At 64.4% G+C, this 11,307-nt stretch carries 13 protein-coding genes and 1 pseudogene; 5 read left to right on the top strand and 9 right to left on the bottom strand.

Going from position 1 to position 11,307, the window contains the following annotated elements; translation table 11 throughout:
- Positions 1-620, bottom strand: a 620-nt coding sequence (locus RTU05_RS14450) for a biotin/lipoyl-binding protein (protein ID WP_312599050.1), incomplete at its 3' end; no start/stop codon positions are given.
- Positions 617-2,032 carry a TolC family protein gene (locus RTU05_RS14445; protein WP_312599049.1) on the bottom strand — a complete coding sequence of 472 codons (1,416 nt, stop codon included), beginning with the start codon at positions 2,030-2,032 and terminating at the stop codon, positions 617-619. The genes RTU05_RS14445 and RTU05_RS14450, both read right to left, overlap by 4 nt.
- 66 nt (positions 2,033-2,098) lie before the next feature.
- Between RTU05_RS14445 and RTU05_RS14440 the strand changes: the two genes are divergently transcribed.
- From RTU05_RS14440 to RTU05_RS14430, 3 genes are all read left to right on the top strand, one after another.
- Entirely contained in the window at positions 2,099-2,740 is a 642-nt protein-coding gene (locus tag RTU05_RS14440; RefSeq protein ID WP_312599048.1) for a TetR/AcrR family transcriptional regulator, read from the top strand.
- 218 nt (positions 2,741-2,958) lie between these two features.
- Positions 2,959-3,918 carry an IS481 family transposase gene (locus RTU05_RS14435; RefSeq protein ID WP_003168747.1) on the top strand — a complete coding sequence of 320 codons (960 nt, stop codon included), beginning with the start codon at positions 2,959-2,961 and terminating at the stop codon, positions 3,916-3,918.
- The gene (locus RTU05_RS14430) at positions 3,918-4,040 is read left to right on the top strand and encodes a hypothetical protein (RefSeq protein WP_003168748.1); all 123 of its coding nucleotides are present in this window, start codon (positions 3,918-3,920) and stop codon (positions 4,038-4,040) included. The genes RTU05_RS14435 and RTU05_RS14430 overlap by 1 nt, the downstream gene beginning before the upstream one ends.
- On the opposite strand, the gene RTU05_RS14425 is transcribed toward RTU05_RS14430, so the two are convergent.
- The 4 genes from RTU05_RS14425 to RTU05_RS14410 all read right to left on the bottom strand — a co-directional run bounded on the left by RTU05_RS14425 (position 4,031) and on the right by RTU05_RS14410 (position 5,873).
- Complete coding sequence (locus tag RTU05_RS14425; protein ID WP_312599047.1) at positions 4,031-4,243, bottom strand: hypothetical protein; 213 nt, start codon at positions 4,241-4,243, stop codon at positions 4,031-4,033. The genes RTU05_RS14430 and RTU05_RS14425 overlap by 10 nt on opposite strands.
- Before the next feature lie 51 nt (positions 4,244-4,294).
- Positions 4,295-4,483: a hypothetical protein gene (locus RTU05_RS14420; RefSeq protein WP_003168750.1), complete on the bottom strand. Its 189-nt coding sequence runs from the start codon at positions 4,481-4,483 to the stop codon at positions 4,295-4,297.
- A gap of 69 nt (positions 4,484-4,552) precedes the next feature.
- Complete coding sequence (locus tag RTU05_RS14415) at positions 4,553-4,939, bottom strand: hypothetical protein (RefSeq protein ID WP_312599046.1); 387 nt, start codon at positions 4,937-4,939, stop codon at positions 4,553-4,555.
- Positions 4,940-4,955: 16 nt separating this feature from the next.
- Positions 4,956-5,873 (bottom strand): HEPN domain-containing protein, encoded by a 918-nt coding sequence (locus RTU05_RS14410; protein WP_312599045.1) that lies wholly within the window; start codon positions 5,871-5,873, stop codon positions 4,956-4,958.
- Positions 5,874-6,140: 267 nt separating this feature from the next.
- On the opposite strand from RTU05_RS14410, the gene RTU05_RS14405 reads away from it, so the two are divergent.
- Both RTU05_RS14405 and RTU05_RS14400 read left to right on the top strand, forming a co-directional pair.
- Positions 6,141-7,871 (top strand): SIR2 family protein, encoded by a 1,731-nt coding sequence (locus RTU05_RS14405; RefSeq protein ID WP_312599051.1) that lies wholly within the window; start codon positions 6,141-6,143, stop codon positions 7,869-7,871.
- A complete protein-coding gene (locus tag RTU05_RS14400; RefSeq protein WP_312599044.1) occupies positions 7,868-9,289 on the top strand; it encodes a nuclease PIN in 1,422 nt (473 codons plus the stop codon). The genes RTU05_RS14405 and RTU05_RS14400 overlap by 4 nt, the downstream gene beginning before the upstream one ends.
- A gap of 70 nt (positions 9,290-9,359) precedes the next feature.
- On the opposite strand, the gene RTU05_RS14395 is transcribed toward RTU05_RS14400, so the two are convergent.
- The 3 genes and pseudogenes from RTU05_RS14395 to RTU05_RS14385 all read right to left on the bottom strand — a co-directional run.
- Positions 9,360-10,163 carry a hypothetical protein gene (locus RTU05_RS14395; RefSeq protein ID WP_312599043.1) on the bottom strand — a complete coding sequence of 268 codons (804 nt, stop codon included), beginning with the start codon at positions 10,161-10,163 and terminating at the stop codon, positions 9,360-9,362.
- Between the two features lies 1 nt (position 10,164).
- On the bottom strand, positions 10,165-10,680 hold the full coding sequence (locus RTU05_RS14390; RefSeq protein ID WP_312599042.1) for a helix-turn-helix domain-containing protein: 516 nt from the start codon (positions 10,678-10,680) through the stop codon (positions 10,165-10,167).
- Positions 10,681-10,997: 317 nt separating this feature from the next.
- Positions 10,998-11,307 (bottom strand): annotated as a pseudogene (locus RTU05_RS14385) (hypothetical protein); the annotation flags it as partial.

Genomic DNA, 11,307 nt, shown 5'->3' with positions numbered 1-11,307 from the left:
CCGGCCGCCTGGCGATCCTGTCGGCGCGCCCCGGCCAGCGCCAGGTCATACTGGGCGCGAGCGGCGCGGGCGGCCTCCGTCGAGGCCACCGCATTGGCCCGGCTCTCGTCGCGCTTCTGCCCCGCGATCACGCCCTGGTCGTACATCTCCTGGGTGCGGGCATAGGTCGTCTGGGCCAGATCCGCCGCCGCCTGCGCGCGCCGCCATTGCGCTTCCGCGGCCCGGATATCCTCCGGACGCGCGCCTTCGTCGGCCTTGTCGGCCGTGGCCTCGGCGGCGACGAGGGCGCCGCCCGCCTGTTCCGAGCGGGCCGCGACCTCGGGACTGTCGAGGGTGTAGAGCAGTTGGCCGGCCCGGACCGGCTGCCCCTCCTCCACATGGAAGTCGGCGATCCGGCCCGTCACCTTGCTGGTGATCCGAAGCTCCCGCGCATCCACCATCCCCTGAAGCTGATCGGGAACGGGCCGATAGCTGAGCCAGAGGCCGACGCCGAGCCCCGCCACGATCAGCGCCCCGATGCCGAGGGGCAGCAGTTTTCGGCGCCGTCGAGACGGTCCGGCGTCGCCCCGTTCCCCGCCCGGCTCCGTGTTCGGCGTCGGCGTGTCCTGGGTGTCGGTCATGGCGCGATCCTTTCGCCCTGGTCGATATAGTCGGGCATGTCCTCGATCCGGCCGCTGACATGAAGAAGGCGGGCGAGCGCGACCACGAAGTCATGGGCGGCCTGGGCGCGCTGGATCCGCGCGCGTCCGACGCCGAGTTGGGCGTCGATGACGTCGAGCGAGGTGGTTTGCTGCACCTGGTAGCCGACCATCTGGACGCGCAGGTTCTCCTCGGCGGCGACGATGGCGCTGTCGGTTCTCTGGAACCGCCGCCGGGCCGCTTCCGCGTCGTTCCAGGATCGGGTCACGCCGATCTCGATCTGGCTTTGCGCCTCGCGCAGCCCCGCCTGGGCCTGAGCGACCTTCTCGCGCGCGGCGCGGACGTTCTGCGAGCGATCGACGCCGGAGAAGAGGGTGTAACGGAGACCGACCCCCACGGACCAGTCCGGATCGGTCAACAAGGTGTCCCGACGATCAAAGTTGTACTGGGCGAAGCCATAGACCGTCGGCAGAAGCTCGGCGCGCTGGGCGGTGACACCGGCTTCCGCCTGGTCTTCCAGGGCCTGGAGCCGCTCCAGCTGCGGGTGGGCGCGATAGGCGGCTTGCAGATAGGTTTCCAGCGGCTCGAGCGGCCGGAGAAGCACGAAGAGAGACGTAGCCGGATCGATCCCCGACGGCGCCCTCAAGGTCCCAGAGAGCGCCGTGTCCGCGCTGGCCAGATTGGCTTCGGCCGTCTCCAGTTCGCGCGCCGCGTCGTCACGCGCCACCTCCACCTGCAGGCGCTGGGCGCGACTGATGAACCCTCCGCGCTCCAGAATCGTCGCATCGGCCAGGTGGCGTTCGAGGCCCGCCAGGACGTCGCGGCGGACGTCCCGAAACCGGGTGAGCAACTGTTGCCCGAAATAGAGTTCGGTCATCTGCAACAGGGCGTTATCGACGACGATCTGGCGCTCAGCCCGGGACTGGCCGAGTTGAGCCTCAGCGGCCGCTTGGGCCGCCGGAATCCGGCCGCCGGAATAAAGCGGGACGGTGGCGGTGACGATCGGCCGCGTGCTGTCGCGTTCCATCTGGAACTGCAACGGATCGCTGATGGCGTAGTCCTGAGCGACATCCGCCAAGGGCCCCAGCGGCAGATAGAGGGTCTTTTGATACCGCATCATCTGGCCCTCGAACTCCACCGTGGGCAGCCGCAGCGTCCTTACGGCGTTTTCCTGGGCTTCCCGGCTGCGGACATCGGCGTCCGACGCCTCGATGGCGTCCGAGCGTTGCAGGAGCCTGGCCTGCGCGTCTCGATAGGTCAGGGGCAAAGGACCAACGGTCTGGAGGCCGGAGGTTTTGGCGTCAGAGATCTGGGCCTTGGATGCGGGAGCGTAGGCGGCCGCACAGGTCGACGAGATCAGCAGGACCAGCAGGATGGAAGGTCGCAAGGTCATGAGCGAGGTTCTCCTTGGCCGACCGTAGCGTTGACATCGATCCACCTCAATACATACCTGTATCGAATGATTCAGAAGACTGCTCTCTTGAGCCCAAGGCCTGTCCGGAGCCGTCCCACGCGTGCCCAGACGCGCGAGCGTATCCTCAACGGCGCCCTGGAAGCCTTCGCCGAACGCGGTTTCCAGGGGGCGACACAGGAGGACATTTGCGATCGGGTCGGATTGAGCCGGGGCGCGTACAACTCCAATTTCCGGTCCCAGGAGGAGCTGTTTTTCGCCATCTACGATCGGACGATCGAACGGCTGGAACGGCATCTCGAGATCTCGATTGCGTCGGCCCTGTCCAGACCGGGACCCGCGGCGGAGAACTTCGTCAGGGCGTTCATCGCCGACTACGCCTTCGACCGCAGTTGGTATCTGCTGCAGGCGGATTTCGGTCTGCACGCCCTACGAAACCCTGCGGTGGCGAGCCATTACGCCGCGCGGCAGAATCGCATCCTCTCGGTTATCGAAGAGGCTGTCGGCCGTGTCTGGAGGGGAATCGAGCCGAGCCGCCCCCACGCGTCTTCCCGCGTCGCTCGCCTCATTCTGGCGGTCCACGAAGGCGCCATGTTCCAGCGCCTACTGGAACCGTCCACAATAAAGGACGGCGAATTGTTGACCCTCTTCGCCGATCTTCTGTTCTCGAAATCCGCGATCAACTCATGAACAGTCCCGGCGACCGGTCCTCAGGGACGTGAGCCGATCACGCACAATGCCGGCCTATTCTAAAGAACCTGAAAGTTCATCTACACCACGCTCGCTGCGGTGCGCCTGGCGTTGACGTCGATTGTGGCGCCGGTGATATAGCGTCCACCCGGCCCGACTAGGTGTTTGGTCCCAGGCTTTGATGGTGTGATCCTTTCGTTGGAATGGAAGGAAGCCATATGGGCCAGGTTCGTCACGGGAGCGCCACGACCACGCACGCCGTCCGAGCAGCAATACAGCGATCGCAGGCTTCGCTCGCGACGCTGAGCCGGGAGTTGGGGATCAACCCCAAGACGGTGGCGAAGTGGCGTAAGCGGACCTCGGTCGAGGATCGCAAGACCGGGCCGAAGGAGCCGCGCTCGACGGTTCTGACGGAAGCCGAGGAAGCGATGGTCGTCGCGTTCCGGCGGCACACGCTGCTGCCGCTGGACGACTGCCTCTACGCCCTGCAGCCGTCCATCCCGCACCTGACGCGCTCAGCGTTGCACCGCTGCTTGCAGCGACACGGCATCTCACGCCTGCCGGATGTCGAAGGCGACAAGCCGAAGCGGCAGCGTTTCAAGCGTTACCCGATCGGCTTCTTTCATGTTGATATCGCCGAGCTGCAGACGGCCGAGGGCAGGCTCTATCTGTTCGTCGCCATTGATCGCACCAGCAAGTTCGCTGTCACCCAGCTGGTCGACAAGGCCGACAGACGAACCGCCTGGGAGTTCCTCGAACAGTTGTTGGAGGCCGTGCCGTACAAGATCCACACGATCCTGACCGACAACGGCATCCAGTTCGCCGAGCAGCCTCGCAACCGCAACACCGCCTTCTCGCGACAGATGCGCTTCGACATGATCTGCGAAGCCAACGACATCGAGCACCGGCTGACCAAGCCGAACCATCCGTGGACCAATGGCCAGGTCGAGCGGATGAACCGCACCATCAAGGACGCCACCGTCAAACGCTTCCACTACGACAGCCACGACGAACTGCGTACGCACCTCGCCGACTTTATGGCCGCCTACAACTTCGCCCGAAGGCTCAAGACCCTCAACGGTCTCACGCCTTACGAATACATCGCCAGAATCTGGACGTCAGAGCCTGACCGGTTCATCGTCAATCCGATCCACCAGATGCCTGGACTGAACACCTAGTGCCGCTACACGTCATCGACGAGGTGGTGGAGCGGATCACCAACCAGACTATCACCGCCTATGAGTATGACCCGGCGACCGCATCCTTGGTCCAGCACGCGGATGGAGTCGGTCAGTCCTGAGGGTCTTCGGGCATAGCCAGGCGTCGACCGAGGTCGCGCATAGTTTTACGCGACGGACGCGGAAGCTTGGCCTTCAAAGCCTCCAGTTCCTTCGCCTCATCCCGCGTCAGCGGGTGATCGTGATCCACCAAGATTCTGCGGATCGCACGCGCGACGTCAGCGGCGACCGCATCGTCGTCTTCGTCCAAAGGAGGACGGCTCACGAGGGTTCTCGGGTTGGTGACAGCATCTGGCGCAAGTTTAGCACGAGAGGACTAGTAGGGCACGTTCGACGCCGCGCGCCGCAGCAGCGCCTGCACAGCGGCCTCCTTGGTGGGCCAGGTGCCGCAGTCGATGCCGTTCAGGGAACCGACGAACTGGAGGCGGTCTCCGGCCGTCACGCGCCGGACGCCGAAAAGCTGACGGCCACGACGGAAGTGGATATAATGGGGGCGGCTGCGCATGGGCGAACTCCGTTGATCACCCCCCAGCGCTGAAGGCCGCCCAGCGCCTTATCAACCGCCCGAAAACATCTACGTCACCACCCGGACGTACTCTACATTGACATTCGACAGGACCGTCCCGCGCTTGTTCGCCGGGACCAGTGAGATCGCATACGGCACCCCCATCATGACGCCGTCGATTTCGCGGAAGGCTGCGATGCTGGTCACCACCGAGACCATCTGAAACCGTATGCCCTTTCGGCGATAAAGTTCGATTTCTCCGTCCGAGGGTCGGTCCTCGAGGACGAAGCCGGCGGCTTCCATCATCTCGCCCGTGATCGGCTGGACGCCGCCAAGGTTAAGCATGCTGAGCTTGACCCAGTCCGGTACTGTGCCGAGTTCCAGACCGATGGGCAGCGCCGGAATGACAGCGTAGTTGGGATCCTCAAGGAGATAGGCCGGCCGGTTGTCGATCACGGCGTAAACCGTCGGATCACGCGTCGTGCGTCCCGGCCTCTTGCCGCAACTGAACGAGCCGTTCTTCGCACACGGTCCTGACCAGGCCTCGCAGCACCTCGACGCGTTCCGTTAGCCAGGCCAATTCTTCGCTGCTGATCTTGTAGTGCTTGGAGTAGCGAGCCTTCACATAGGCCTCGCGCAGCAGTTCGAAACAGCGGCGTTCGAACTTGGTCTCGCGAGGCCAGGCCTCCGACAGGCGCGGGTCGATGGCCTCGGTCTTCTTTCGCAGGAAGGCCAAGTTGTGGGCCTTGCCGCTGTAGAGCGTCACCACCAGCAAGATGCAGTGATACAGGTGTTCTGAGGACTGATGGAGGTTGAAGGCGGCGAGCTTGGGATCATCTCCCTCCCCCATGTAAAACTTGGCGCCGCGAGCAAAACTCGCAGAACTTTGCATCCAGTCTGAATAGAACTCTTCGGCCTCCGCCAGCGCCGCTTGGGCCTTCAGATCGGCTGGCTTGTGCAACTTGGCTCCGGGCGTGTCGTGAAGCAGGACCCCGTCCCGTACGATGTCGGCGAAGAAGTAGCGCCCCCGGTCCAACTGCTCGTTCACGTCATCCAGACTATGCACGATCAGGCTCACCGGCGTGCGGATGTCCGGGCCCATGGGCATCAGCCGGTTCTCGGCGTCGTGCCAGAACTCGCCGTCGGTCAGATCCTCATGGTCGACGACGATCAGCAGGTCGAAGTCGGAGAAGTAGCGGCCGACCGGATCGTGGACCCAATCGCCGCGCGCATATGACCCGTAGAGAATGATCTTGAGGATCTTGCCGTTTTTGAGCCGGTCGGCGCGCCGCGTCGCGACGGCTTCCGCGAACGATTCCTGGATTACCTCGACCACGCGGCGCAGCTCGGCCTGTTTTCGCGCCGGCAAATGATCGAGGCTTTTCTTCATGGGTTGAGTCTCTCCGAACGCACGCGAGACGGCAAGTCTCCCCCGCCAACCTCTCAACCGGCGGTATACGACACCCAAGATGTGGGTTGGTTAACACCCCTTGCCCCAACATCTGGTGTCGGGTAGCGTACGAGGCCGCGCAGGGCTGTGGGGGCAAGCCTTATCGCGCGACGGACCTAGGAAGGGAGCGTCGTGGCGTTATCGACAGTTAGTGAAGCGAGTCGGCCGGATGGCCAAGCGTCCGCGTCCATCTCGACCGTGCCGACGATGGACGTCGCACGATTCATGCGCCTCTTTCAGATGCGCTCCACCCAAGTCATGTGGCTGCTTGGCGCGGGTGCCTCTCGCACGGCCGGCGTCAAGACGGCCTGGGACGTCATCTGGGATCTCAAGCACAAGCTCTACTGCTCGCAGAAGAAGCTCGCGCTCTCCGCGATCACCGATCTCAGCGATGTGGTGGTACAGAGGAAGATCCAGGAACACTTCGACAGTCTGCGATCATTCCCGTCGGCGGGCGCAGAGGACGAGTACTCCGCCTATTTCGAGGCCGCCTATCCGTCCGCGCGTGACCGCCGACAGTATCTGGACGGAATCATCGAAGAGGCGAAGCCTTCCTTCGGTCATCGGGCGCTCGCCCTCCTGATGCGCGAGAACCTCACGCGCACGGTCTGGACAACGAACTTCGACAAACTGGTCGAGGACAGCGCCGCCAAAATCTACGGAAGCACTGGCAGGCTGACGGTGGCAGATCTGGGCGAGCCCTCAAAACTGCAGCGCGTCATGCAGGAAAACCGCTGGCCGGTACTCGGCAAGCTTCACGGCGACTTCCATTCCGATCGCCTCAAGAACACCACCGAAGAACTCCGAGACCAAGACGCCGCCATGCGGCAGGCCTTCGTTGCGGCTTGCCAAGGCAACGGCTTGGCCCTGATCGGCTACAGCGGCCGCGACGCCTCGATCATCGCGGCTATGACTGAGGCCATAAACGGAGGCGCGGGTTTCCCGGGCGGCCTGTTCTGGTTCAAGCGATCTACAGAAACGCCGTTCGAAGGCGTCACCACGCTGATGAAGGCGGCCACGGACGCCGGGATCGAAGCCTTCTTCGTCGAGGTCGAGACGTTCGACGAGTTGATGTCGGACCTCGTGCGGTTTTTGCCGACGACCACCGGCAAGGTCGACGCCATCGGCGAAGCCGATCGGCCGCGGCTGGGCAAGGCGCCGCTCCGCCCCGTCGGCACGAAGTTTCCCGTGGTCCGGACCAACGCGCTCCCGATCGTCTCATGGCCCACGTCCTGCCGACTGGTGGTCTGCACCATCGGCGGCGTTTCGGAGGTCGTTGCCGCAGTTAAGGAGGCCAGTGTCGATCTCGACGTCAATCGTGTCCGCGCCGGTGTTCTAGCCTTCGGGAGGGATGTTGACCTTCGCACAGCCCTCGCTGATCGCGACATCACCAGCCTGGAAACCTATGCCATTTCTCCCGCGCGCCTACGCTACGAGAGTGGCGAGCGGACGCTCATTCGAGACGCCCTTGTTCGGTCGCTTGGCCAGCGCGAGACGCTTGCGATCGACCGCCGGGGCCGCCGCATCCTACTGCGGCCCGCCGCCGGAGTCGGCACAGCGCCGTTCAACAGGACGGTCGCTTGCGTTGAAACCCTGACCGGTGTCGTTCCCGGGACGACCATCCCATGGAGCGAGGCCTGCGAAATCAGGCTGGACTGGAAGCTCGACGGCCTTTGGCTCCTTTTGGAGCCACGCGTTGTCCTCGAGCTTGAGCACGGCACGGACGAAGCCATGGTGGCGAAGGCGAAAGACTGGGTGCGCGAGCGCCGGGCGCAGCGACGCAACAAGCACGCCAACAGCATGTTGGACGGCTGGATTGAACTCATCGTGGGCGCGTCGGACTCACTTCGCCTCCGCGCGTTCGGGATTTCAGACGGCGCGGACGCTGACTTCGAGATCGCCCGGACAACCGGTTTCAGCGGGAGGGCTCCGCAATGACCGTCGCCTACAAGCTTCCGGGCCACACTCAGTTCTCTGAACCCGCTCTACGGTTTGGCGGAACGTCGGATCGGAACACAGACCTGCATCCGCTGCTGGGTCTCTCCCGGTTCGGTCCATATAGCCGTGACAGGTTGTCGGGCGTGGCTAACCCCATCCGGATCGCGATGATCGCACCAGCAGGGGGCGTCGATCGCTTGAACCGGTTGATGCAGGAGTTGGAGCAACCGCACCGGCCGAAAGAACGGAAGGCCTATCTCCCAGACTATCCCGGCTTCTCAAAGCTGTTCGGCGTCAGCCTCGCCAAGGCGGTGGGGCCAACCGCCATCGAACTTCCCGCGGACTTGCAAAAGCAGATGGCGGCCTCGCCTCGTCCGCACCAAGTGCTGGCCGACGCGATCACCCGAGCCCTTTTTGCGCTCCGCAATGTCCGAACAGAGTTCGATATCGTCTTGATCCATGTCGATCGAAGCTGGTCGGACGGATTCCGGACCACCGACGGCGAAGACTTCGACCTGCGGCACCACCTCAAGGCGATCGCTGCATCGGAAGGCATCTGCATCCAGATCGTGCGGGACGAAGGCGCCTTGGGCTACTATTGCCGGTGCAGTGTCGCCTGGCGCCTCGGCGTGGCCCTGTACACCAAGGCCGGCGGCACGCCTTGGGTGCTGGCTGATGTCGAACCGGGAACCGCCTTTGTCGGCATCGACTACGCGATGCGCTCGGACGCGGGCCCGGCGTCGCGTTACGCCATCTGCTGCAGTCAGGTTTTCGACGCGGAGGGGTCCGGCATGGAGTTCGTCGCCTATGAAGCCAATGACGTGCGCATGTTCGGCAAGAACCCCTTCCTGCGCCGCGATCAGATGCTGAAGGTCATTTCCCGGAGCCTTCTGATCTATCAACGCAAGCATGCGGGCCAATCCCCGCGTCGCATCGTCGTCCACAAGAACACCGAGTTTAAACCCGAAGAGGTCGAGGGTTGTTTCGATGCGCTCCCGCGCACGGACGCTATCGACCTTGTACATGTCCAGCAGAGCAGCGGCTGGCGAGGGATGCATATTCCCGAGCCCAGGAAGCCGCACGGCTATCCGGTCCATCGCGGCACGGCGCTGCAGCTGGGCACCTATGAGACGCTGCTCTGGACCCAAGGCAACCTTCCTGTAGTCGCCAATGACCGTGACTACTTCAAGGAGGGCAAGGGCATCCCCGAGCCCCTGATGTTGGTGCGCTACGCGGGCAACGGTTCGATGGACGATCTATGCCGGCAGACCTTGGGGCTCACGAAAATGGATTGGAACAACGACGGTCCATATGATCGACTCCCCGTGACCCTCAACTTCGCCCAGACATTGGCGAAGGTCGTGGTGCGAATGCCCACCCTTGAACCTCGGTCCTATCCGTTCCGGTTGTTCATGTAGACGCCGCCGCTAAGGGCGTCTGATCGGCTCGTCCGTTGCCATTCCTTGCGGAACTCGAACGCGGCCGCCGTCACGCGTGCCCGCCGAACAAGCCCCACAGCTTGACGGCCCCGAGCACGGCGCCGAACACGGGCGCGGCGGCGGCGCACGCGGTGACCACCGGGTGCTCCTTGATCCATGCGATCGCGCCGCCAAGGCCACCCAACCCATCGAATGCGCCCGCGTGGGTCTTCAGCGTGCCCTCATTGGCCTTAGTGGCGATCGCATACATGAGATCGACCCGGTTCAGCAGGGACCGGTCCACGGCCGCGAAGTCACGGCGTTCGAGCGCCGCGGCCTGGTCCGCGCCGTCGATCAGATGGTTCATCGCCAGGCCGTTCCGCGACGCCACGGACCGGAGCCGGTTGTCGATCGCGGCATAGCCGTCACCATACAGGTCGACCATGCGCGCGGCGAGGTCGACCCGCTGGGTGTCGGGGATGGTCAGGGGCTGACCGCCCAGCAGGCGGTGACGGTTCTCGAGCGCGAGGAAGCCGAAGGTGGCGTTGCGCATGTTCCAGTGCAGCCAGTAGGTGCCATTCAGATTGTGCGCCACGAAGTCGTAGAAGCCGTCGAGGACAGCCTTTTCCGCCTTGTCGAAATCCGCCGCCGTGGCCTGCGCCGGGTCACAGCCCGCCCGACGCAGGGCGGTGTCCAGTTCGAAGCTCTGCGTCACGCCGGTGCCGAGATTACGTGCCGCGATGGCGGTAATCCGTCGTTGCGGCGTTTCGAAGCCTTCACAGGCGTAGTGAAGCACATAGGCATGCGTCCGGGATTGCATGGCCCGCCCGATCTCTTCGCGGGCGGCTTTCCGGCGCGTGGGGGTGGTGGTCATGTTAGCTGGCCTTCCCGCTCGGGCGCTTGAGGCGCCGGGGGGCGCTCTTGTGCACGGCGATGCCGCGGGCCTTCTCCGCCTCGGCCTCGGCGTCTTTCAAATCCTTGGTGATCGCTTCCAGACGGGCCACGAGCGGCGTCATATCGTACCGGTTCGACGTCTGGCCGCCGTGCGACCGGTGGCGCGCTTCCGAGACGATCAGGCCCCGGGCCTCCAGTCGCCGGATCGCGCGCTGGATGGTCTTGTCGGAAACCCCGAGCAGGCCGGCCAGCCTGGCCTTGGAGGGCCAAGGCATGTCATTCGGCTTCCACCAAGCGTCAATCAGGCAGACGAGCACGGCCAGCTCGGACGCCCGGATGCCCAGAGCCGGAAGGGTCTGCAACAGGACCGACGGCACGACGGTGAAGCCGCCGTCGAGGCTGGACTTCCACTTCTGCCGCAGCACCTTGTCGGTTTCGGGCTTGCCCCGACGATCCGACAGCCGGATCACCTTGGCCTCTTCCTCTTCGTCACTCATTGTGTATTCCTCCCGGACGACGTGTCCGTGGCAGGAAGATGCGGTCGATGACCGTGGAATTCCAGCAATCGAAGCGTAGAGGGCCAGGTCATTTGGGTCTAGGGGGCCGGGACATTTCCGTCCCTCCGGCCACCCCATGAGTGTCCCCCGAATCATGATCCGTGGCCCAGCAACCGGGTCGAACGACGCCCATGACTCCCGGACCCCCAGTCAGATTGACCCGGGGGCCAGCCTATGAAATCGGTTTCAGTGTTCGCCACACGAAAAAGCCGCGCGCCCCCAAAGGGCGCGCGGCGAGTTTTCTCGGGACGGCTGGGCTATTCGGCCGCAAACGAATAGGCGTCGTCCTCGCGGGGCACCTCGGCGCCCTCTCCCTCCGGCTCCACCGCGTCGGATGCGGTCCGCAGCACCGATGGCAGCCAGCCCTTGCCCTCTACCAACCCCTCCGCCGCCTCGGCCATGTCGCCCTTCTTCAGCCCGGCGATCCGGCCCGCCTCTTCCGCACTGACCGCCTCGGTCACCGCCTCCAGCACCCGCGCCTTGGACACGCGGCCGAGGCGCTGGCGGCGGTCGCCGACCACGTGCCGGTCATGTCCAGCCCGACCGCCGTCGCCAGCGCCTCGGCCT

Source organism: Brevundimonas sp., assembly GCF_032017145.1.
Classification (GTDB): Bacteria; Pseudomonadota; Alphaproteobacteria; order Caulobacterales; family Caulobacteraceae; genus Brevundimonas.
The sequence above is the reverse complement of the archived record's forward strand: the minus strand, read 5'-3'. Positions and strand labels throughout refer to the sequence as shown.